The sequence below is a fragment of the Sorangiineae bacterium MSr11367 genome (genome assembly GCA_037157805.1).
In the GTDB taxonomy this organism is placed as follows: domain Bacteria; phylum Myxococcota_A; class Polyangia; order Polyangiales; family Polyangiaceae; genus Pendulispora; species Pendulispora rubella.
In genome coordinates this window covers 4,060,714-4,083,428 of record CP089983.1, presented here as the reverse complement: position 1 = coordinate 4,083,428, position 22,715 = coordinate 4,060,714, and the positions used below count along the sequence as shown (strand labels likewise).

At 65.2% G+C, this 22,715-nt stretch carries 20 protein-coding genes; 8 read left to right on the top strand and 12 right to left on the bottom strand.

Features of this window, described 5'->3' with window-relative positions:
* Window position 1: 1 nt before the first annotated feature.
* Window positions 2-2,239, top strand: coding sequence for an N-6 DNA methylase (locus LVJ94_16470; GenBank protein WXB08821.1), 2,238 nt, complete (start codon window positions 2-4; stop codon window positions 2,237-2,239).
* Here the strand turns inward: LVJ94_16470 and LVJ94_16465 are convergent.
* From LVJ94_16465 to coaBC, 3 genes are all read right to left on the bottom strand, one after another.
* Entirely contained in the window at window positions 2,232-2,777 is a 546-nt protein-coding gene (locus LVJ94_16465) for an OmpA family protein (protein WXB08820.1), read from the bottom strand. The genes LVJ94_16470 and LVJ94_16465 overlap by 8 nt on opposite strands.
* A gap of 79 nt (window positions 2,778-2,856) precedes the next feature.
* Window positions 2,857-4,227, bottom strand: a complete 1,371-nt coding sequence (locus tag LVJ94_16460) for a hypothetical protein (protein WXB08819.1) — start codon at window positions 4,225-4,227, stop codon at window positions 2,857-2,859.
* Window positions 4,228-4,260: 33 nt separating this feature from the next.
* Entirely contained in the window at window positions 4,261-5,496 is a 1,236-nt protein-coding gene (gene coaBC, locus LVJ94_16455; protein ID WXB08818.1) for a bifunctional phosphopantothenoylcysteine decarboxylase/phosphopantothenate--cysteine ligase CoaBC, read from the bottom strand.
* Between the two features lie 51 nt (window positions 5,497-5,547).
* Here coaBC and ychF point away from each other — a divergent pair, with 51 nt between their 5' ends.
* From ychF to LVJ94_16440, 3 genes are read left to right on the top strand one after another with little or no spacing between them, the layout of a single operon-like run.
* Window positions 5,548-6,654 carry a redox-regulated ATPase YchF gene (gene ychF / locus LVJ94_16450; protein ID WXB08817.1) on the top strand — a complete coding sequence of 369 codons (1,107 nt, stop codon included), beginning with the start codon at window positions 5,548-5,550 and terminating at the stop codon, window positions 6,652-6,654.
* Between the two features lie 15 nt (window positions 6,655-6,669).
* Window positions 6,670-7,713 (top strand): hypothetical protein, encoded by a 1,044-nt coding sequence (locus tag LVJ94_16445; GenBank protein ID WXB08816.1) that lies wholly within the window; start codon window positions 6,670-6,672, stop codon window positions 7,711-7,713.
* 41 nt (window positions 7,714-7,754) lie between these two features.
* Window positions 7,755-8,183: a GxxExxY protein gene (locus LVJ94_16440; GenBank protein WXB08815.1), complete on the top strand. Its 429-nt coding sequence runs from the start codon at window positions 7,755-7,757 to the stop codon at window positions 8,181-8,183.
* Window positions 8,184-8,253: 70 nt separating this feature from the next.
* Here LVJ94_16440 and lon read toward each other — a convergent pair whose 3' ends face one another.
* From lon to LVJ94_16415, 5 genes are all read right to left on the bottom strand, one after another.
* Window positions 8,254-10,746 carry an endopeptidase La gene (gene lon, locus LVJ94_16435; GenBank protein WXB08814.1) on the bottom strand — a complete coding sequence of 831 codons (2,493 nt, stop codon included), beginning with the start codon at window positions 10,744-10,746 and terminating at the stop codon, window positions 8,254-8,256.
* 192 nt (window positions 10,747-10,938) lie between these two features.
* Window positions 10,939-12,195, bottom strand: coding sequence for an ATP-dependent Clp protease ATP-binding subunit ClpX (clpX, locus tag LVJ94_16430; protein ID WXB08813.1), 1,257 nt, complete (start codon window positions 12,193-12,195; stop codon window positions 10,939-10,941).
* 297 nt (window positions 12,196-12,492) lie between these two features.
* Window positions 12,493-13,161: an ATP-dependent Clp protease proteolytic subunit gene (locus tag LVJ94_16425; GenBank protein WXB08812.1), complete on the bottom strand. Its 669-nt coding sequence runs from the start codon at window positions 13,159-13,161 to the stop codon at window positions 12,493-12,495.
* A complete protein-coding gene (gene tig, locus LVJ94_16420) occupies window positions 13,158-14,522 on the bottom strand; it encodes a trigger factor (protein WXB08811.1) in 1,365 nt (454 codons plus the stop codon). The genes LVJ94_16425 and tig overlap by 4 nt, the downstream gene beginning before the upstream one ends.
* A 259-nt stretch (window positions 14,523-14,781) precedes the next feature.
* Window positions 14,782-14,964, bottom strand: a complete 183-nt coding sequence (locus LVJ94_16415) for a transcriptional regulator (protein ID WXB08810.1) — start codon at window positions 14,962-14,964, stop codon at window positions 14,782-14,784.
* Between the two features lie 458 nt (window positions 14,965-15,422).
* On the opposite strand from LVJ94_16415, the gene LVJ94_16410 reads away from it, so the two are divergent.
* Together LVJ94_16410 and LVJ94_16405 are read left to right on the top strand one after the other, a co-directional pair.
* The gene (locus LVJ94_16410; protein ID WXB08809.1) at window positions 15,423-16,160 is read left to right on the top strand and encodes an AAA family ATPase; all 738 of its coding nucleotides are present in this window, start codon (window positions 15,423-15,425) and stop codon (window positions 16,158-16,160) included.
* Window positions 16,161-16,171: 11 nt separating this feature from the next.
* Window positions 16,172-17,104 (top strand): ParB/RepB/Spo0J family partition protein, encoded by a 933-nt coding sequence (locus tag LVJ94_16405; GenBank protein ID WXB08808.1) that lies wholly within the window; start codon window positions 16,172-16,174, stop codon window positions 17,102-17,104.
* Here LVJ94_16405 and folD read toward each other — a convergent pair.
* From folD to lspA, 3 genes are read right to left on the bottom strand one after another with little or no spacing between them, the layout of a single operon-like run.
* Complete coding sequence (gene folD, locus LVJ94_16400) at window positions 17,101-17,976, bottom strand: bifunctional methylenetetrahydrofolate dehydrogenase/methenyltetrahydrofolate cyclohydrolase FolD (protein ID WXB08807.1); 876 nt, start codon at window positions 17,974-17,976, stop codon at window positions 17,101-17,103. The two genes, LVJ94_16405 and folD, sit on opposite strands and share 4 nt — an antisense overlap.
* Complete coding sequence (locus LVJ94_16395; protein ID WXB08806.1) at window positions 17,943-18,890, bottom strand: prolipoprotein diacylglyceryl transferase; 948 nt, start codon at window positions 18,888-18,890, stop codon at window positions 17,943-17,945. Before LVJ94_16395 ends, folD begins: the two co-directional genes overlap by 34 nt.
* A gap of 10 nt (window positions 18,891-18,900) precedes the next feature.
* Entirely contained in the window at window positions 18,901-19,737 is an 837-nt protein-coding gene (gene lspA / locus LVJ94_16390; GenBank protein ID WXB08805.1) for a signal peptidase II, read from the bottom strand.
* A gap of 95 nt (window positions 19,738-19,832) precedes the next feature.
* Between lspA and LVJ94_16385 the strand changes: the two genes are divergently transcribed.
* Entirely contained in the window at window positions 19,833-20,267 is a 435-nt protein-coding gene (locus LVJ94_16385) for a transcriptional repressor (protein ID WXB08804.1), read from the top strand.
* Here LVJ94_16385 and LVJ94_16380 read toward each other — a convergent pair.
* Window positions 20,236-21,165 (bottom strand): LysR family transcriptional regulator, encoded by a 930-nt coding sequence (locus LVJ94_16380; GenBank protein ID WXB08803.1) that lies wholly within the window; start codon window positions 21,163-21,165, stop codon window positions 20,236-20,238. The genes LVJ94_16385 and LVJ94_16380 overlap by 32 nt on opposite strands.
* 317 nt (window positions 21,166-21,482) lie before the next feature.
* Between LVJ94_16380 and LVJ94_16375 the strand changes: the two genes are divergently transcribed.
* A complete protein-coding gene (locus LVJ94_16375) occupies window positions 21,483-22,454 on the top strand; it encodes a cyclase family protein (protein ID WXB08802.1) in 972 nt (323 codons plus the stop codon).
* Window positions 22,455-22,715: the final 261 nt, after the last annotated feature.

Genomic DNA, 22,715 nt, shown 5'->3' with positions numbered 1-22,715 from the left:
CGTGGCGAGGAGGCTCGTTCGGCATAGCGCGCTCGATGCGATCACGGATCGCACCCGCAACGCCCTCGCGCTGTTGGCCGGAGGGTTCCGCGCGCCCGAAGGCCCGGTGAGGCCCAAAGCGCTGCACGCGGGGCTGGTCGCGGTGGTCGTGCGCACCGTGTTTCTGCACGTGGCCGGTGGCCTCTCGGAGGTTTGCCGCTCGCGGCAACCGACTTTCCCGTCAGAGGCGCCGCCCACGTGGGAGGCGCTGCTTCAGGCCTTCGTGCGCCTCGACGAGGAGCTGCCGGCGGCAGATCGGCTGCTGGGAAGCTTCCCCTTCTTGAGCGCGGCGCACGTGCCCGATGCGATCGTAGCGCGCGTCCTGGACGAGCTTCTGCACGTCGACCGCGAGGACCTCGACGTCGAGCACCTCGGGACCGTGTACGAGTCGATGATGGGCTACGCCATCGCGGTGGCCGAGGAGCCGAGCCTGGTGGTGCTGTGCCGGCGCAAGGCGGGCGACTCGCAGGTGGGCGTGCTCGTGGGGCTCTCCTCGCTGCTCGCGCAATCGGCGCCCACGCGCAAAGGCAGCCTGCGCCGGCGCGGCATCGAGATGGACGAGCGGCTCGAGTCGGCCATCGAGCAGAGCACGACCATCGAGGAGCTGGGCGCCGCGTTGCGGAAGCGCACGGCGCCGCTCACGCCGGACCTGCTGCCCGCGGGGACGCTGGCCCTGACCCTCACGCCGGATCGGCGCCGCTCGGGCTCGCACTACACGCCGCGCACGCTGGCCGACGAGATCGTGGAAGATACGCTGCGCCCGCTCATCGAAGCGCTGGGAGAGCATCCTTCGTCGGACGCGATCCTGCGCCTCAAGGTGTGCGATCCCGCCATGGGCTCCGGCGCGTTCCTGCTGGCAGCGTGCCGCTACCTCGGTGGGGTGCTCGCGCGCGCGTGGCACCACGAGAACGTCCCCGACGATCCATCGCTGCCGGTGCTCGCACGGCGCCTCGTGGCCGAGACGTGCATCTACGGCGTCGACAAAGATGCATCGGCCGTGTCGGTGACCAAGCTTTCCTTCCGCCTGCTCACCGGCGGGGGCTCAACACCGAAACTGCGGCGCGGCGAATCGCTGGCCGGGCTCGATTGGCCGCGCCAGTTTCCGGAGGTGTTCGAGTCTCCGCGCGCGGGCTTCGATGCCTTCGTCGGCAACCCGCCGTGGATCTCGTACGCGGGGCGCGCCGCGCAGCCGCTCGAGGCGAAGCTGTATCGCTACTTCACCGAGAAGTACGCGAGCTTTGCCGGCTACCGGAACCTGCAGGGTCTCTTCATCGAGCGCTCGGCCAGCTTGCTTCGTCCCGCGGGGCGGCTCGGGTTCATCATCCCGAGCTCCATGTCCGAGCAGGAGGGCTACGCCCCCACGCGCGCCGCGCACGATCGCCTGTGCGTCTGCGATGCGAACCTGCGCGATCTCGGCAACGACGCGTTTTCGGGCGTGTTTCAGCCCTGCATGGCCCTCATCTCCACACGGCGCACGGAGCCCGCGCACGAGCATGGCGAGAATGGCAAGTCCATCTGGCCCATCGAGCGCACGGATCTCGACCCGATCGGGCACGCGTTGCTCCTCAAGATGGGCGCGCACCCTCCCCTGCCGCCGCACCTGTTCGGCGAGCGTGGGATCCAGACTTCGTCGGGCGACGTGGAGCGCATGCGCGACAAGCCCGATGCGCGGCGCACCCTCGCGCTGCGCACGGGGGGCGACATCGAGCCCTTTCTACGTCGCGCACCGTCGCTGTATTGCGATCCCGAGCGCCTCTCGTGCCGGGTGCGCGCAGGGCAAGAGTGGAACGCCGTGCGCGTGCTCATTCGGCAGACCGCGCGCGTTCCCCTGGCGACGCTCTCGGACGGCGGCGCGTTCCGCAATTCGATCCTCGCCGGCTTTGCCGACGAGCTGTACCCCGCGACGTTTCTCGCGGCCTACTTGAACGCGACGCCCATCCGCTGGCTGCACTACGTGCGCCACCGCGACGCACGCCAGGGCATGCCGCAGATGAAGATCGGGCACCTTCGTGCCACGCCGGCGCCGCCCAATGCGTGGCTCATCAGCGAGCTGACCGCGTTCGGTGAGCTCCTCGACGAGCGAAACACGGGCCTCGAGGAGGAGCTGCAGAACGATCTGGACGATATGGTGGCGCAAGCCTTCGCCTTCACCGACGAAGAGCGGAAGCTCGTCGCACGGTGGTGGCGCGAGCTCACTTGACCAAGTCGATGTCGACCCGCCGGTCGCGCGCCCAGCTGCCTTCGTCGTCGCCGGAAGCATCGAGCTCCCCGCGCGAGGTGTCCTTGATCTTGCGCAGATCGACACCGCGCGTGCCGAGGTAGCTCTTCACGTTGGTCGCGCGGGCGGCGCCGAGCGACAGATTGTACTCCTCCTCGCCCCGTGGATCGGCGTGCCCGGTGACCTTCAGCGCCCGCCCGCGCAAAGGCCCCGCGGTGAAGCATCGGGCGACCAAACCGAGGATGTGCTTCTCCGGCGAGCCGATGTCCTCCGAGTCGAAGGCGAAGCGGGGCGCCGACCCAACTTGCGAGCGAATGGTACAGATGCGGCAGATCTCATCCGAGACCGAGACCGAGCCGGCGCGAACGCCCTCCGTTCTGCCGGGCGGCTTCAGATCGGGCGATTCCGAGGCAGCAACGGCCTCCGGCCAGACGGATTGCGGCGGCAAGGGCCGGGCGTGGATGCATGCGGTAAGCGAGAGCGCCGCAAGCGAAAGCGAACCAAGAAGTGCGATGCGCATATTTCCCCCCAGTGAGGATGGATGATCCACCTCCCCTCACCGTCGCACACACTCCCCGTACCCTTGCACGTGCACGTATCTAGCGTGACCAGGAATCGAGGCCGCTGATGTACTGCCTCGGCGCCGTGAATGGGATGGGGCCTAGCGGCGTGGGATCGCCGCCGTTGATGGGCGTCGAGATGACCAGGGACTCGGAGCCGCCATCCGGCAGGGTTGCCCTCGTGGTCCCGACCAGCGATTGCCGTCCATCGAAGACGAACGACAGCGGCGCATTCGCAATGGCCGGCCCGAGCGTGCGCGTGGTGACGTCCCAGAGGAACGCCTCGGAGCCGAAGCCCAGCGCCCAATGCGTCGCATCCGTTTGCGCGCGGGATGCCGGATACGCTTTCGTTGCCAAATCGAGCACGGTCTCGGAGCGCCCCGTGTTCGGATCGATGGCATCGATCTGCCGGCGCCGCACCGGGCCCGGGCCTGCGTCGGACGATGGCTCGTTGCATCCACCGCTCAACACGAGGAAGCGATCGCGCGGCGCATCGTAAACGAGACCGTTGAACACGGGGTTGAACCCCTCCACGGTGAAGGCCCCCGTGCCCGCATCGCCCGCGTCGGCCCCGGCATCGCCCTCGGGCGAGACCACAGTGTCCGTCTCGACGTCGATGGCAACGAGGCGCGGTTTCGCCGCCGTGCAAAGCAGCTGGAACTGCGGGTCGAGCTTGTTCAGGTCAATGTTTCCCAACAGGACGTAAAGCCGCTTGCGCTCGGGCAGGTATACCGCTCCCGCCATGTCGACCCGCCGATCGGTGTCGATGCCCTCCACGAAGCGCGACAGATCGATCGTCTTGATGGGCGCCGACGCATCGCCTTGCGCCCCAGGATCGATCACGGCGATCGCATTGCGATTGAAGCGCGGCACGTACGCCTTGCCGGCCGGCCCCGAGACGACGGCCACCGGATCCGCGTAGTCGTCGCCGCCGTCCGGCCGATCGTCGAGCCGAACGTTCCACGATGGACCACCCTGCCACGGCGCACTGGGATCCAGCTTGCGCACGACGTCGATCTGCTGCTCCAGGTTCCACAGGACCGCGCCCGACGGCGACCGATCGATGTACGTGGTGCCGAAGCCGGAATACGTGAGCGGCGTCCCATCGACTGCGCGAGACCCCAGGTTGTACGCGACCAGAGCGCCCGTACTCGCGCTGCTGCCGAAGGAGAAGAGCAGCCACGCCGTCGGCTGCCCGGCGTCGCCCGCATCCTGGGACGTTTGCGCGTCGCCGGCATCCGTCCCCGCGTCGCCGGCATCGTCAGGGGGCAAGGTGGCGTCGCGGCCTGCGTCGGCGCCCGAATCGCGCCCGGGTGCGTAGATGATGTCGTCGGAGCCGCACGCGAACACGCCGGCCCACGCGCCGATGGCAAAGGACAACCCAGCAACGCACCGCCTCGTACGGGACATGTGAATCTTTTCACATGCTCGCAAGGGCCATGTCTACCGCTTCAGCGCTTCGGCCACGCGATCCAAAATGCGATCCGCGAGGTCTCGCTTGCTCATTTCGCCCAGCGCTTCGGCACCGGATGCCGACACCATCGTCGCACGGTTGTCATCGCCCGCGAACGCGACGCGCGCTTCGTTGGCCACGATGAGATCGCACTTTTTCTGTGCCAACTTGCCGCGCGCATACGCCTCGAGTTGCTCCGCCGTTCCCGTTTCCACGGCGAAACCCACGAGCACGGGGGACGTGCGAGCATCCCGCTTCGCACCCACCTCGGCCAAGAGATCCGGATTTTTCACCAGCGCGAGCGTCGACTCGTCTTTGTCGTCCTTGAGCTTTTTCAGCTTCACGGGGCTGGTCACCGCCGGGCGATAATCCGCGACCGCCGCGGTCATCACCAGCGCGTCCGCTCGCCCGAGATCGTCCCCGAGCGCGCCCCACAAAGCCTCGCGCATGCTCAGCGCCGAGCGCACGTCCACGCGCCCGACCCCTGCCGGCGTCGCCAATGTGACCGGCCCGGCGATGAGCGTCACGTCGGCACCGCGCGCGGCCGCACGCTCCGCGACGGCAAAGCCCATCTTCCCCGTGGAGCGGTTGCCGAGGTAGCGCACCGGATCGAGATCCTCCACCGTGGGCCCGGCGGTGACGACGACGTGCTTGCCCGCGAGGTCTTTCACGGCGGGCGCCGTCAGGATGCGCGCCAACGCCTCGAAGATTTCCTGCGGCTCCGCCATGCGGCCCGGGCCGCTGTCCCCCGACGCCACGGGCCCGGACACCGGCCCGACGAACTGGACCCGGCCATCGCGCACGAGTCCGTCGACGTTGCGCTGGGTGGCGGGATGCAGCCACATGCGCGGGTGCATGGCGGGCGCCGCCAACACGGGTCCCTTGGCCGAAAGCGCCAGGGCGGTCACCAGGTCGTCGGCGCGCCCGGCCGCCATGCGCGAGAGCAGGTCGGCCGTCGCCGGAACGATGACCACGGCATCGGCCCGCTCGCTGATGGCGACGTGCATTTCCCCGGAAAACCCGGGATCCCACATGTCCTGGGCCACCGCCACCCCGCAAATGCCCGAAAGGGTCACCGGCCCCACGAAATGGGCCGCCGAATGGGTCATGACCGGAAGAACGGTCGCCCCCGCCTTTACACAGAGGCGTGCCACCTCCACGCTTTTGTAGGCGGCGATGCTTCCCGTGACACAAAGGGCGACGGTGCGCCCGGCGAGGTCGAACATGGTTCGGATTTAGGGTAGAAGGGCGGCAGAAACCGTGTCCAGAGGAGTCTTATGGGTCTCTCCGTCGGAATCGTAGGTCTGCCGAACGTGGGCAAGTCCACGCTGTTCAATTCGCTCTCCACGGCCAAGGCCGAGGCGAAAAACTTCCCCTTCTGCACCATCGAGCCGAACGTCGGCGTGGTGGCCGTGCCGGATCCGCGCCTCGCGGCGCTCGACGGCATCGTGCACGCCGACCGCATCGTGCCGACGTCGATCCAATTCGTGGACATCGCCGGCCTGGTGCGCGGCGCCTCCAAGGGCGAGGGCCTGGGCAACCAGTTTCTGAGCCACATTCGCGAGGTGGACGCCATCGTGCAGGTGGCGCGCTGCTTCGAGGATTCGAACATCATTCACGTGGAGAACCGGGTCGATCCCGTGGGCGACATCGCCACAGTCACGACGGAGCTCTGCCTGAAGGATCTCGACACCGTCGAACGCCGCGCCGACCGCGCGCGCAAGGCGGCCAAGGGGAACATTCCGCTGGAAAAGCTGGCGGCGGAGATTTGCGAGCCGCTGGCCAAGCACCTCGACAACGGCTTTCCGGCGCGCACCTTCAAGCTTCCCGACCACGCCGACGCGGCCATCGTCATGCGCGACATGCAGCTTCTCACGGCGAAGCCCACGTTTTACGTGGCCAACGTCGACGAGGCCTCGCTCAAGGCGCTGGATTCGAACCCGCACTACGTGGCGCTGAAGAAGCACGCCGACGCCGAGGGCAGCGTGGTCGTTCCCGTCTGCGCCGCGCTCGAGGCTCAAATTGCCGAGTTGGAGCCGGAAGACCGGCCCGAGTTCTTGGCCGAGGCCGGGTTGAAGGAGCCGGGCCTCTACGCCGTGGTTCGCGCGGGCTACGCGATCCTGAAGCTTTTGACCTTCTTCACCGCCGGCAAGCAGGAGGTGCGCGCCTGGACCACCGTCATCGGCGCCCGCGCCCCGCAAGCCGCAGGTGTCATCCACACCGACTTCGAGAAGGGCTTCATTAAGGCGGAGGTCATCTGGTGGGAGGACTTCGTCAACCTGGGCGGCGAGTCGAAATGCCGCGACGCCGGAAAGCTCGCCATCGAGGGCAAGGAATACGTGATGCGCGACGGCGACGTCGTGCACTTCCGATTCAACGTCTGATGTAATCTTCGGGGCATGAGTCCCGCGCGTCGGCAGACTTCCTTTGCATTTCTAATGCTCATGGTGCTCGCCCTGGCGGTGAGCGCCGTCGGCTGTCCATGCGTCCGCAACGCGGTGAATGCGGACGCGGGGCTGCGCTGGTGGCTTTTCTCGAACTTCGGCGCCTCCAAGGTGTGCCCCGAGATGCTCAAGCGCGGCGTGCCCCTCAAGGTGGCCATGATTGGCCCCAACAGCGTGGGGCGCTTCTTCCCGTCGCAGTGCCAGGTGCACGTGAACGACCAGGAGCGCACGATGGTGGTCGACGTGACCGGCGAGGGTTACGTGGTCCTCCCCTTCACGCGCCGCGTGGGCTTCTATTGCGGGGTCTCGGTCGAGTACCGGCCCGACTTCAAGCTGGAAGAAGACTCGATGTACGTCTGGGGCCGATACACGCGGGCCACGCGCGCCCCGGATCTGCGGCTCTTGGGCGTGGAGAACCAGGTCATCAACCTGGCCACGCAGACGCAATGGGGTGGTGATCTCGCGACGGTGTTGGGCCGCGGCGTGCTCGAAAGCGAAATCGCGAAGGGCTTCACGGTGGTGCGCCTGGAAGACGGCGATGACTTCACCTTGGGCATCCTGACTCCGCCCGAGCGTCCGAAGCGCTACTTCAAAGGCATCGGCGACCACGTGGTCCTCGAGAGCAACGTGACCGATCTGGCCACGGCATCCCGCGACTACCTAGGCCCCTTCACCATCGAGCAAAACAACGCCGCGCTGTACGCACGCCTCCGCGTTGCAGGCGCCCCGGCCGACTACATCCTGGTCGACCGCCAAACCGGCGACGCCTGGCGCCGCGACTACGAAGCCGCCCGCCCCATGGCCCCCAACGCCGGCCCCACCATCGCCTACGGCCAAGCCGCCGCCGGCGAAATGACCCGCGCCTTCCCCGTCGAACCGGGCTCCTACTACCTCGTCATCGAAAATCGCGCCCCCGCCGCCGTCGGCCTCTTGGGCATGCCCATGCCCTTCGAAGCGCGATCAACGGTGACGTACTCGGTCGAATCCAGCGCCCGCTAAGCGTTCGCAACCATGGCGGCCCGGCGGTCGACCTATGAAGAGTGAACCGCCAGGACGCCAGGGACGCCAGGGATGTACGCAAGGAGCCCGCGGCCGAGATTGATGGGGTTGCGAGCATGGTGATCGCCGCCGCGATCGAAGTGCACACGAATCTTGGTCTGGGCTTCGTGGAAAGCGTTTACGAGCGCGCGCTCGGTATCGAGTTGAGGTTGCGCGGTATCCCCTTCGTCGCGCAGGCAGCCTTCGCAGTCTCCTACAAGGGGAACCTCGTGGGGGAAGCACGGCTGGACCTACTCGTCGCCGATCGCCTCGTTGTGGAGCTCAAAGCAGTCGACGCATTCAACGCGGTTCATGCCGCCCAAACGCTCTCCTACCTCAAAGCGACCAGGTTGCCCCTGGCGCTCCTCATCAACTTCAATGTGCCGGTCTTGCTGCGGGGAGTGCGGCGAGTGGTCCTAACGAACCACTAGCCGTTCCCCCCTGGCGACCCTGGCGTCCTGGCGGTTTCCTTCTTCACCTTCTACAACACGAGTCACATTGTCAGTGCGGAGTGCCCGCTGGCTCCGGATCCACCACCGGCGGGGGCGGCACCACCCGCGGGGAACCTGGGCCGCGCACCACCAGTTCGCCGTCGACGTACTGCCACGATTCGCGCGGCTTGCCGAACACCGAGTCGGGGTCGTCCAGGCAGAGCGCCTCGCGCAACACTTCGTCCATGTGCTCCACCAGCACGATCCTCGTCGCGCGCAGCACGCGCCGCGGCACCTCGCGCAGGTCCTTGCGGTTCTCGCGCGGCACGATCACCGTGGTGATCCCGCTGCGGTGGGCGGCGAGCAGCTTCTCTTTCAGGCCACCGATCGGCAGCACCCGCCCGCGCAGCGTGATTTCGCCGGTCATCGCAAGATCCCGCTTCACCGGGACCTTGATCAACGCGCTCGCGAGCGACGTGGCCATCGTCACGCCGGCGCTCGGCCCGTCTTTGCGGATGAATTCCGGGAAGTGCACGTGCACGTCGACCTTTTGATAGAAGTCCGCATCGAGGCCCAAGATCTGGGCGCGCGAGCGCACGTAGCTCATCGCCGCGTGGGCGCTCTCCTCCATGCCCTTCTCCAGAAGGCCCGTGATGGCGAGCTTCCCCTTCCCCGAAACGACGGCCACCTCGCAAGCCAGAAGCTCGCCGCCGCCGTTGCTCGTGACCGATAGCCCGTTGGTGAGCCCGATCTCGTCGTGCTCTTCCTTCTTCCCGAGGCGGTACTTCGGAACGCCCAGGTACTTCGGAATGCTCTTCGCCTCCACCACGATCGGCGCGAGGGCCTTCGTCTCCCCGCCCTCGGCGTCCTTCGAATCGTTCACCACCTGACGCGCCACCTTGCGGCAGATGCTCGCAATCTCACGCTCCAGCGAACGCACGCCCGCTTCCCGCGTGTAGTGGTGAATCACCGTCCGGATAGCGCTCTCGGTCACCGTGAAGTCCACGTTCTCGAGACCGCACTCCTTCTTCTGCCGCGGCACCAAATACTTCACCGCGATATTCAGCTTTTCGAATTCAGTATATCCCGACAGCTGAATGATCTCCATTCGGTCTTGCAAAGGCACCGGAATGGCCGAAAGCGTATTCGCCGTGGTGATGAACATCACGTCGGACAAATCGTAATCCACGTCCAAATAGTGATCATTGAACGTGTCATTCTGCTCGCCGTCGAGCACCTCGAGCAGCGCCGCCGCGGGGTCGCCGCGGAAATCGGTCGACATCTTGTCGACTTCGTCGAGCAGGAAAACGGGATTGTTCGTCCCCGCCTTTTTCAGCGATTGAATCAACTTGCCCGGCATCGCGCCGATGTACGTGCGCCGGTGGCCGCGAATCTCCGCCTCGTCGCGCACGCCGCCCAAGGAAAGACGTACGAATTTGCGACCCGTGGCCCGCGCGATGCTCTTGCAGAGGCTCGTCTTGCCGACGCCCGGCGGCCCCACGAAGCAGAGGACCGGGCCTTTGAGCTTCTTGGTGAGCGCCTGCACCGCCAGGTATTCGAGAATACGCTCTTTGATGCGTTTGAGGCCGTAATGGTCCTCGTCGAGGATCTCCTCGGCGGCGCCGAGATCGTAATTCTCCTCGCTCTTGTCGTACCAGGGGAGGCTCAGAATCCAATCGATGTAATTGCGAACGACGGTCGCCTCGGCGCTCGTCGGATGCATCATCTTGAGCTTTTTCAGCTCCTTCTTGACCTTCGCGGTGGCCTCTTTGCTCATCCGCTTGGTCTTGATCTGGTCTTCGATCTCCTGAATCTCGTTCTTGAACTCGTCGCGCTCGCCGCCGCCCAGTTCCTTCTGGATGGCCTGCATTTGCTCGTTCAAGTAGTATTCCTTCTGCGTCTTCTCCATCTGCTTCTTGACGCGAGAACGAATCTTCTTTTCGACCTGCAGGATCTCGATTTCCGCCTGCATCAACTCGTGGAGGCGCTCGAGTCGTTTGGAGGCGTCTTCGCACTCCAACAAGGCTTGCTTGTCGGCCAGTTTGATCGTCAGCAGATTGGCCACGATCATGTCGGCCAGGCGCGCCGGGTCGTCGACGGATTGCACCTCGACGAGCACCTCGGGCTGCACCTTCTTGTTCAATTTGACGTACATCTCGAAGGCCGCCTGCGAGCTTCGCATCAGCGCTTCGACTTCCACCGTGCGCGTGCCCGTCTCGGCGATCTCCTCGGCCTCGACCAAGAAGAACTCGTCCGTCTGCACGTAGCGGCGCACACGCGCGCGCTTCACGCCCTCGACCACCACTTGCACGGTGCCGTCGGGCAGGCGCAAAAGCTGGCGCACCGCGCCCAGGGTGCCGACGGCGAAAATGTCGTCCGGCACCGGCTCGTTGGCCTTGGCGTCCTTCTGGGCGGCCAAGAAGATCTCTTTGTCGCGCACCATGGCCGCGTCGAGCGCATTGATCGAACGCTCTCGCCCCACGAACAGCCGCGTCCCCATGTGCGGAAACACCACGATGTCTCGGAGCGGCAAAAGCGGCACTATCCGTCTTTTATTGTTCATGGTCTTCGGGTCGCCATCGGCCTTGAAAAACATTGAAACCCTTTTTTGCCACAGCTCATCGCCCGGTTCCACCCAAGCGGGCTTCCGTGCCCACAAAAGCCAACGTGCCCACGTCCTCCCCCGCCGGGCTTTCCGGCAGGGACGAGGGCATGGGCACGCCTGGGCGTTCGAAGTGAACGGGTCGCCAACGAACTACGCGAGTTCCGCTTCTTTCGTGTAGACGATGAGCGGAGCGTCGTTCTTGGTGATGACGTCGTCGTTGATGACGACCTCCTTGATGCCGCTGCGCGACGGGATGTCGTACATGATGTCCAGCATCCCCGCCTCGAGGATGGCCCGAAGGCCGCGGGCGCCGCTGTTTCGCGCCAAGGCTTCCTTGGCCACGGCGGCGAGTGCGCTCTTGGTGAACTTGAGCTTGACCCCGTCCATTTCGAACATCTTCTGGTACTGCTTCACCAGAGAGTTCTTCGGCTTGGTGAGGATGTCGATGAGGGCTTCCTCGTTCAGCTCGTGCAACGTGGCCAACACGGGCAGACGGCCGATGAACTCGGGGATGAGACCGAACTTGAGCAAGTCCTCCGGTTGCACCTGCATGAGCAGCTCGCCGAGCTTGAAGTCCTTCTTGCTCTTGATGTCCGCGCCGAAGCCCAAGGTCTGCTGACCGATACGGCGCTGCACGATCTGCTCGAGGCCCACGAAGGCGCCGCCGCAGATGAACAGAATGTTCGTCGTGTCGACCTGCAGGAAATCTTGCTGCGGATGCTTTCGCCCGCCCTTCGGCGGAACGTTGGCAACCGTACCCTCGATGATCTTCAGGAGGGCCTGCTGCACACCCTCGCCGCTCACGTCGCGCGTGATGGACGGGTTGTCGCTCTTCCTGGAGATCTTGTCGATCTCGTCGATGTAGACGATGCCGCGCTGCGCACGCTCGACGTCGTGGTCGGCGTTCTGCAGCAGCTGCACGATGATGTTCTCGACGTCCTCGCCGACGTAGCCGGCCTCGGTGAGCGTCGTGGCGTCCGCAATGGCGAACGGAACGCTGAGGATTTTCGCCAAGGTCTGCGCGAGGAGCGTTTTGCCGCTGCCCGTCGGCCCGAGCAACAAGATGTTGCTCTTCGACAGCTCGACGTCGTCGCTCGCGACGCGCGAATCGATGCGCTTGTAATGATTGTGAACGGCCACCGCGAGCACCTTCTTCGCCCGCTCCTGCCCGATCACGTAATCATCGAGGATCGATTTGATTTCTGCCGGTTTGGGAACAGGCGTCGAACCCGCGTAGGGCTCGTCCTTTTCAACCTCCTCGGCAATGATGTCGTTGCAGAGCCCGATGCACTCGTCACAAATGTACACCGTCGGGCCGGCAATGAGCTTCTTCACTTCCTTCTGGGATTTTCCGCAGAAGGAGCAGTTGAGATTGCCGTTGGTGTGGTCGTCCCGCCTGCGCTCCAAGTGTCGCCTCGCTCAAGTCCGAAAAATGATCAAAACCTAGAATTACGTGACGAGATGACGAACCCTGCGTTCCGTCACGTCGACATAAACCTGATGACCGCATTCACAACTGCGTCGCCAACGCCACAAAGCTTAGACTTGTCACTTGCTCATCGCAAGCTTGCGCGCGCGCGTTGTTCGCGACTTTTCGAAAAATCTCCGAAAAATCACTGAGCGTGCGCGCCGCCTCCGCTTCGGCCGGCGCGAGATACGGACCAGAAAAGTCCGTTCTCGCTTACCTATCGCCCAAATGGCGCTCTACTTCTCGCTCTTCTCGCCCTTCTTCTTCGGGACGAGCACCTCGTCGATGATGCCGTATTCCTTCGCCTGCGCGCCGCTCAGATAAAAGTCGCGATCGATGTCCTTGAGGATCTGGTCACGCGGCTTGCCGGTGGCCGACGTCAGGATGTCCGCCACGACGTCTTTTAGATGGCGGATTTCGCGGGCTTGAATCTCGATGTCGGTCGCTTGACCACGCGCACCGCCAAGCGGCTGGTGGATCATGATGCGCGCGTTGGGCAACGTCACGCGGCGACCTTTGTGACCGGCGGCGAGAAGCACCGCGGCCATCGACGCGGCCATGCCGAGGCACATCGTCGACACGGTCGAGCGAACGTGCTGCATCGTGTCATAGATCGCCAGGCCGCTGGTGACCACACCGCCGGGCGAGTTGATGTAGAGCATGACCTCTTTGTCGGGATCCTCGCTCTCCAAGAAGAGAAGCTGAGCGATCACGATGTTGGCCACGTCGTCGTTGATCTCGGTGCCGAGGAAGACGATGCGGTCTTTGAGGAGGCGACTGAAGATGTCCCAGTTGCGCTCCCCCCGGTGGGTGGTCTCGACCACCGTCGGATAAATGATGTTTCCCGCGTACGTACGCTCGAGCAGATCAACTGCTTGAGCTCGGTTCTCCGGACGCTTGCTCATGTGTTGGCCGTCTCCGTGCTTTCTCCAGAGGCTTCTGGAGAATCCTTAGCCTCTGACGTACCCGCGGGCAAATCCGCCGCGGGAGCTGCGTCCACAATCTTGGATTTGCCCTCGAGCAAGTCCAGGATTTTATCCTCGAGAATCATGCCGATGAGGATGTCGCGCTTGCCCTTCTCGCGGTACTCCGCGCGAACCTTGGCCACGTTCTTCCCGGTCTCTTCGGCCAACTCCGCGATGCCCTTCTCCATGTCCTCGTCGGTGACCTTGATCTCGAGGGTCTTCGCGATGTGCGCCATGAGCAGGCCTGCGCGGACCTTCTTCTCGGCGTCGGCGTGGATGGCGCCGTGGAGCGAAGCCCACTGCTCCTGGGTGATGGGCTGACCGGCGCGACGCGCCTGCTGCAGGATCTGCGTCTCCATCAGCTTGCATTGCTGCTGCACGAGCGACGGGGGGACGTCCACCGGGTTCGCCTCGTTCAACTTCTCCACGATCTGCTCGGCAATCGCCGTGTCGACCTGGTCTTTGGCCGACTTCTGCAGGCGCGTGTGCACGTCCGCGCGGAGCTCGACCAAGGTCTGGAACTGCCCGACGTCCTTCGCGAACTCGTCGTCGAGGTTCGGGAGGACCTTCTCCTTGATCTCGTTGACGGTGATGGCGAACACGCCTTGCTTGTCGCGGAAGTCTTCGCGCGGGTGGCGATCGGGGAACTGGGCGCTCACCTCGAACTTGTCGCCCACGCTCTTGCCCGTGATGCCGGCGTCGAGCTCCGGAAGCACTTGCTTCGAGCCCAACTCGAGCTGCACGCCCTGGCCGCCGCCGTCCTTGATCTCCTTGCCGTCGACGGACAGCGTGAAGTCGATCAGAACGATGTCACCGGCCTGCGCGGGGCGCGCGGGCTCGGGGGCCTTGAGCGTGGCGAGGCTCTGACGAATGCGCTCGATCTGCTCGTCGACCATCGCATCGGTCACTTCGGCGTGGGGACGCGTGAGCTCGAAGCCCTCGTACGTCACCTTCTCGATCTCGGGCGAAACTTCGAAGCGCGCCTTGTACGAGAACGTCTCTTTCGAGTCGACCTTGCCGGCTTCGACCTCGGGCGTGTTGATCGGCGTCACGTTCTTTTCCGTCAGCACCTGCGGGAGCGTGGTGTTGACGATGGAGTTCGCCACGTCGTTCTGCACCTGCGGTCCGTAGAGATGCGACAGGACGCTGCGCGGGGCTTTGCCCGGGCGGAACCCCTTCACGTGCGCCTTCTTGGCGAGCGTCGTGTAGGCCTTGTCGACCTCGGACTTCACCGTGTCGGCGGGGATTTCGATCTGAAGCTCCAGAATGACGGGAGAGATGCGGGAAACGGTGACTTGCATGTTTGTTCCTGAGGACGATTTGGCCGGCTTAGGTTCCAGAGGGCTCGCCAACATACTGCGGCGGGGGTTGTCGTCAAGCTGGCCTGTAATGCGAATGTCGTTCCCGGTCTGGTTTCTTTGGGCTGGTTTCTTTGGGGACAAAAAAAGAGCGCCCTCCGATCGAGGCGTGACCGGAGGGCGCGAGGGTTTCCGGGAGGAGAAACCCTAAGTCGGTAGGTTGGGAGGGCTGGAATGCCTGGAGCGTGGCGGCGTGGGCCGCTCAGTCGTCCTCGTCGTCGTCCGTTTCAGCGTACTCGTCGTGCTGGTCGTCGAAGAGCATGTCACTGCCCTCAAACACGGTTTCCTGCATCAGGTCTTCGAGCGAAAACCCGACGCGGTAGTCCGGGCGCAGCTCTTCACGGTGGAAGTCCTCGATCGAGCGATAGTTCTTCGGTACAGGCATGGGATCTCCCGGGCGCTAAGAAACGACGTGGCTAACCTGGCTGCTGCAACGGAGGCGTCGCGCCGTTGTCGAGAGGACGGCGATCCAAACGAACGACGCTGGCGAGGTGGACGGGAGAGGAGGCGCGGCGCGGGTTCCAAAAGGTCCGCTGCATGACGGCGGCCTTGCCGGACGAGGCGTCATCCTCAAGGCACACGAATATTTGACGGAAGCTGGCCCGCATGACGGTGTCCCCTCTCCTCTTCTCTTTCGCAGGGTCGGCACCCCGTGGTATGCCGTCCACCTACATCTGGGCACAACATACTACGGCGGATGAGGAGGTCAAAAAACCGCGTCCGCTTTTCGTTGCTGCGCCGTGATAGACCTCCGCCTCAATGCCCGCCCGCCCTTCTGCCACCGCCTCGAACAAGCGATCGGCCACCGCCGCAAAGCCCGGCGACCCGCGGATCATTGCGGTCGTGAACCAAAAAGGAGGCGTCGGAAAGACGACGACCGCCGTGAACCTCGCGGCCAGCGTGGCTGCCGCCGAGCGCAAGACGCTCTTGCTCGATCTGGATCCGCAGGGAAACGCGAGTTCCGGTGTCGGCGTGCGCCCGCGCACCGTGGAGCGCAGCGTCTACGATTGCCTCATTGGCCGCGCGAGCTTCAAAGAGGTGATCGTCGATACGGAGATCCCTCACCTCTTCGTCGCACCGGCCACGCAGGATCTCGTGGCCGCGGAACTGGAGTTGGTCGACGATCCGGAGCGCGCGATCCGCCTCAAGACGGCCTTGGCCGACCTGCTCGTGCGTGAAAAATTCGAGTACGTCTTCGTGGATTGCCCGCCGTCACTGGGCCTGCTCACGGTGAACGCGCTGACCGCGGCGAACCGCGTGCTGGTGCCCCTGCAGTGCGAGTACTATGCGCTGGAAGGCCTTACGCACTTGATGGCCACGATCGATCGCATCAAAAATGGCACGAACCCCACCTTGGAGGTGGAAGGCATCGTGCTCACCATGTTCGACGCGCGGAACAACCTCGCGCACCAAGTGGCCGACGAAGTGCGGAAGCACTTTCACGTGTTCGACTCGATCATCCCGCGCAATGTGCGCCTTTCGGAGGCACCGTCGCATGGCAAGCCGGTGCTCCTGTACGACGTACAATCGAAGGGGGCGCAGGGCTATCTGGGCCTCGCCAAAGAAATTCTCAGCACCTAAGCCGAATCGCCATGAGTGAAAAAAGCGTCTCCTCGGATACGAAAAAACGCGCCTTGGGCCGGGGCCTCGATGCCCTCCTGCCGGTCGCGCAGCCGCCCGCCCGGGGCTACGGCGACAAGAGCGTCTTTCTCTGCGCCCTGGAGAAGCTTTCGCCGCAAAAAGGTCAGCCCCGCAAGGTCTTCGAGAAGACCGCGCTCGAGGAGCTGGCCGCCTCCATCAAAGAGCACGGCCTGCTCGAGCCGCTGGTGGTGCGCCGGGTCGACGGGTCGGACCGCTTCGAGATCATCGCGGGCGAGCGACGGTGGCGGGCCTCGCAGAAGGCGGGCCTGCACGAAGTGCTGGTGGTGGTGAAGGACGTCTCGCCGGCGGCGGCCTTCGAGCTGGCGCTGATCGAGAACGTGCAGCGCGAGGACCTGAACGCGATCGAGCTCGCGGAGGCCCTCTCGCGCTTGGTGCAGGAGCACGGCTACACGCAGGAATCGCTGGCCGAGCGGCTCGGGAAGGACCGCACCACGATTGCCAACAGCCTGCGCTTGATGAAGCTGCCGCCGCGGGTGCGCGATCAGGTCATCGAGGGCGCGCTCACCGAAGGGCACGCGCGCGCATTGCTCGGCGTCGTCGATGGGCCGGCGATCGAGCGGCTCTCGGAAAAGGTCATTCGCGGCCGCCTCAGCGTGCGCGCCACGGAGGCGATGGTTCGCAAGGAGAAGGACAAAGAGAAGGCCCTCGCAGGCGAGCCCCCGGCCAACGGGAAAAAGGCCCCGGATGCCGCGGCGCCGCAGGTGAAGAGCAGCTCGGTGCGCGATCTGGAGGCCCGCCTCACCCGCCGCCTGGGCAGCAAGGTGGAGGTGCGCGACGTCGGCAACAAAGGCGAGCTGGCCATCCCCTACGCGGATCTGGACCAGCTCGATCGCATTTTGGAGAAGCTGCTGGGCGGCGACTAGGTCGATCCCGCGGCGCGGGCATGCGCGGCGGTCAGTGTATTCTGCAACAGGTACGCGATGGTCATCGGGCCGACTCCGCCGGGGACCGGCGTGATGGCCGACGCGATCTCCGCGACCTCGGCGTAGGCCACGTCGCCGACGAGCTTCGTCTTGCCGTTGCCCGCGTCGACCCGGTTGATGCCGACATCGATGACGACGGCCCCGGGCTTGACGAAATTGCCGCGCACGAGCTCGGCCTTGCCCACGGCGGCGACGAGCACGTCGGCCTCACGGCAGAGGGCGGCGAGATCCTTGGTGCGCGAGTGCGCAATGGTCACCGTTGCATGCTCGGCGAGCAGCAGTTGCGCGACCGGCTTGCCCACGATGTTGCTCCGCCCCACGACCACGGCGTGGGCTCCCTTGAGGGGGACCTCCGCCAGCGCGAGCAGGCGCATGCAACCGAGCGGCGTGCAGGGAACCAGGCGGGGGCGTCCCGACGCGAGAAGGCCCGCGTTGATGGGGTGAAAGCCATCGACGTCCTTGGCAGGGTCCACGGCGTCGAGGATGCGCTGCTCGCGGATCGACTTGGGCAGCGGCAGCTGCACCAGGATGCCGTCGGTCGCCTCGTCCGCGTTGAGGCGCTGTACGAGGGCGAGCACGTCGTCCTCGGGGGTCGAGGCCGGGAGCACGTGCAGGTGGCCGCGCATGCCCACCTCGTTGGAGGCCTTCTCTTTGTTGCGCGTGTAGACCTGGCTGGCGGGGTCGTCGCCGACCAGGATGACCTCGAGCCCGGGTGCGCGGCCGTACTTCGCCTTGAAGGCCGTGACGCCCTCGCGAACTTCCGCCCGCACCGTTTCCGCTAGCTTTTTACCGTCGAGAATTCTCGCTGCCACGTAGACCTCCCTGGGCCCAGACGATGCACCGCCACCGCGGCGAGTGCCAGAACGATACCGAGAAGCTGGGACGTCGACAGGTGGAGCATGCCGCCGCGGTCGTCGTCGCGCCAGAACTCGATGATGAAGCGTGCCACCGCATACAAGAACAAAAACGCCGCGAATACCTGCCCGTCGTAGCGTTTGCGCGGATGCACGTAAAAGAGGCAAAACGCCGCAATGGCGAGCGACACGGCCGACTCGTAAATCTGCGTGGGGTGCACGGGATGGCTCCACGAAGCGTAGCTGTCGAGTAGGTGCGCCTTGAACTGACCCTCGCTGGCGGGACTGCGCGGCGGAAATGACAGGCCCCACGGCGCGTCCGTGCGGACACCATAGCAGCAGCCCGCGAGAAGGCACCCCATGCGGCCGAACCCCAGGCCGAGCGGCACCGCGAAGCCAGCCATGTCCGCAGCCTTCCAGAATGGGAAGCGATCGCGCTTCAAGAGGAACCATGCGGCAGCCGAGGCGCCGATGAGGCCTCCGTAATAGGTCAACCCGCCGGCCCAAAACTTCGCCCACGCGAAGCAGTCGGTGGTGCCGGGATGGCACACACCGCGCGCCGCATCCCAGACGCCGCCGCGCGTGGGCGAGAGGCATTCGGCTTTCTGAAACGGCCAATCGACCTTCGACGGGTCGATGCAGAGGTGCACGTAGTCCCAGAAGTAGCCATCGGCCACGACATGCAGCAGCCGCGCACCGGCCACGCCGGAGATGAGCATGGCGATGCCGAGATCGACCATGGCGTCGGCGTTTTCGCCGATGCGGTGCGCCCAGAGTGCAGCCAACGCCGTGGCGAGGAGAAAGCCCGTCGTCAGAAGCGTGAAATACGCAGGAAACCCGACCCCAAAGAGCGAAAAGAGCTCGGGGCGCACGGGCGTCCCGTCACTCCACCGACTTCGACGCTTCCGGCGGCGGCGCGGCTTCCTGAAGCGCAGCTTCCTGCGGCGGCATGGGCTCGCCCTCGGACGGTGCCGGCGGGGCCTCGGCCGGTGCAGGCGGCGCCACGAAGATCGGCTCCACCTCCGCACGGCGCGGCTTTCGCGCCGAGAACATGTCGATGGCCATCAACGCCACGCCAACGCAAATGGCGATGTCGGCCACGTTGAACGTCGGCCAGTGGTGATCCTGTCCTTTGTAGACCGCGTGCACATCGATGAAGTCGATGACGTGCCCGTAGCGGATGCGGTCGAACACATTGCCCAGCGCGCCGCCGAGCACCAGCGGCAAGCCCCACTTGAGCGCGCGCTGACGCGGCTGAAGGCGCCGGTACAACGTGACGATGAACGCAATGGCCGCAGCCGAAACCAAAAGGAAGAACGGCCGGCGGACGTTCTCACTCGTCGACTGGAGAAGCCCCCACGCTCCGCCGCGGTTCTTGGCGAGAATGAACGCGACGTGGTTTTCCCAGACATGGATGATGCCTGGGTACCCGTCGAGCGTGCGCTCGGCCCAAAGCTTGGTCGCCACGTCCGCGACCAGCGAGATGATCGACACGATCGCCAGAAAGACGTAGGACGGCGAACCACTGCCCTCGGCACCGGGAATCGCCCCCGATGAGCCGAACGGCACACCGAGCCGCGGAACTTCCGGCGCGACATCGGCCGGAAAGGCGCCCTCTGCGGATGAAGAGGACGAGGAGAGAGACTGCGCCTCGGGCGCACTCGCGTCCGCCGCCGGGGCGTCGGCGACGGTGGTGGAGGATGTGGTGGTTTCGTCCATTGAATTCCAGGCCGCGGGATAGATACGCAATTTCGATGCGCGCGACTAGTGCGCATCTCATTGACTATGTCGACTTTTGGACTCAGTCTAAGGGTGTGGAGCCTCTGGATCAGGGTGCGAAGGGCGCGGGGCCCGACGTCGTCGAGCTTTTGCGGGACCATGGCATTCAGCCCTCGGCCCAGCGCGTCGCCGTCGCAAAATACGTGCTCCGCACCGATGAACACCCGTCGGCGGACCAAGTTTGGCACAGCGTGCGAAGCGGCTTTCCCATGCTGAGCCGGGCAACCGTCTACAACACGCTCAATTTGTTCGTCGAAAAAGGGCTGCTGCGGGAGTTCATCCTGGCGGAAGGCAGGCTCGTCTACGATCCGAAGACCGAACCGCACCATCACTTCATCGATGAGGCGACCGGCAAAATCCACGACGTAGCCTGGAACGCGGTGCAGGTGTCCGACGTGGAGAAGCTCCCCGGGTTCGCCGTGCGCGACTACCAGGTGGTCATGCGCGGTCGGAAGCTTCCGTCGGCCTAGCCTCCCGTTCGAAGGCCGCCGCCAGGTGCTCCCACACCGCGCGCACGCGTGACGTGCGCAGCGACGTGGGGTGCCCCACGAGCCACACGGACCGTCGCGGCAGCGCAGGCGATGGCACGACGCACACGAGCTCCGGTTGGCGCTCCGCAAAGACGGACAGCAGCGGCCCAATCCCCAAGCCCGCCCGCACCGCCGCCATCATCGCGAAGGGACTCGAACTCCGGGCCACGACGTTCTCCGGGTCGATCCGCGACGCCAGCCACGTCGCCTCGGGCGAACGCGCCAGCGAGCGATCGTACGTCACGATGCGCTGCCCTCGCAGCTCGTCGAGATCAGAAATCGGCACCCTCCCCCGGAGGGGGAGGGCCGGGGTGGGGGGGCGCTCGAGATACCCCCGCGATGCATAAAGCCCCACGTCGAGCGCGCCCACCTGCCGCGTGACCAGCGCCGGCTCGTCGGGGCGAACGATCCGCACCGCGAGATCCGCCTCCCCGCGCGCGAGATCGAGCACGTGGTTGCTCACGCGAAGGTCGAACGTCACCTTGGGGAAGCGCGCACCGAAGTCGCCCAGGTAGGGCACGACGAACTCGGCCATGATCACCTCGCCGGCGGTGAGCACCACCTGCCCCTCGGGCCGATCATCATCGGCCCCTGCCAGCCGCGCGATCTCCGCAACATCGGACTCGAGCCGCAGGGCATGCTCCACCACCCGTTCCCCGAGGGGCGTGAGGCGCCACCCTTCGCGCCGCCGGTCGACCAACGCGCCACCGAGGGACGTCTCCAGCGCCTCGAGCCGCCGCCGCACCGTGCTCTGGTCGACGCCAATGGCTTTCGCCGCCCGCGCCAACGTCGCCGCCCGCGCGAGCACCAAGAGGTAACGCAAATCGTCCCAGTTCATGAGGCACCTTGCGACCAAATCTATCGGTTCTCGAGTTCATCGCCATGCGAGGACCGCGGCAGCGTGACGAAACCGGCGAGACCGGCGCGACGTGCGGATCACGAAGCAAAGATCGCGATGACGCCTGGCGATCCTCGCACCCGAAACGGGCAAGGGCGCCGGCCTCGCCGGGCTTGTCTCGCTGCCGCTACTTAACCGCAACGCCGCGAGCGGACCCGAAAACGTCCCGTCGAATGTTGCCTCTGGCAAAAATGCCATCTCCGTTCGCAACTTCTCAAGCTCCTGCGTCGTGCGGAGGCGGCCCATCGTCTCGCAGCATGAAAACACGCACGTTGATCGGCCTCTCCTCCCTGTGTGCCGCCATTGCGGCCCCCCTCTCCTGCTCGGAATCGAAGGCCGCTCCGCACGAGGAAGCGCTGCAGGCCGGCACCAGCGAATGGGGCGCCGACGATGAAATCGGCGCCGCCAACCGCCTCGACCCCGACTTGGTTCGCGACGCCGCCAAGCTCGTCACCACGGGAAAGTCGTACTCCCTCGGCATCGAAGTGAACAACCGGACACCGGCTTATGGGCACCGCACCTTCCAGGTGTTCATGACCCAGCCCGAAAACCCGGCCGGCAAAGGCATCGGCACGAAAGGCCTCACGTACAACGACGAGATGATCGAAGGCTGGATGGGCGTGGGTACGCAACTCAACGGCCTCGGGCACATCGGCATCGAGAATGTCTACTACAACGGTCACAAAGAGCAGGACATCCTCACCATCCACGGCGTGAAGAAGCTCGGCCTCGAGAAGCTGCCGCCGCTGGTCACGCGGGGTGTGCTGCTCGATATGGCGGCGCACCTGGGCACGGAGATGGTTCGCGAGGGCACGGCCTTCGGCGCGGCCGACCTGGAGACGGTGGCGCGCAAACAAGGCGTCACCCTTCGGAAGGGCGACATCGTGATCCTTCACACGGGATGGCTCGACCTGATGGGCAAGGACGACAAGCGCTTTCTGCAAGGCTGCCCCGGCATCAACCGCGAGGCGGCACGCCTTCTCGCCGGCAAAGGCATCGTGGCCGTGGGCGCGGACACGTGGGCGGTGGAGGTCGTGCCGGGCGAGCCGGGTGCGGGCACCTTCGAGGTGAATCAGACGCTCATCGCCAAGAACGGCATCTACGTGCTCGAGAACATCCGCACCGCCGAACTGGCACGCGACAAGGCCTACGAGTTCCTCTTCGTGCTGGGCCACCCCAAGTACACCGGCACGACGCAGGCGATCATCAACCCGGTAGCGCTTCGTTAACCTTACGATCCGGACTTCGCTCTCTGGCTCGCGTCTCTTTCAAAGCCGAGCAGCGGCAGCGGAACAATCCCGGCGAGGCCGGCGCCCTGCCCGGTGCGACCGAAGAGGATCGCGGGGCCCGGTTACGTGCCTCGCCCCGCCAACGCGCGCATCTCGAAATGCGAGACCAAGAAGGCGGCCCAACTTCGTTAAGTTGAGACTTACGATACATTTGTTTAGTATCCTGCCATGCCGTTTTCGGGTGCTGCCGCTTGGTCCGAG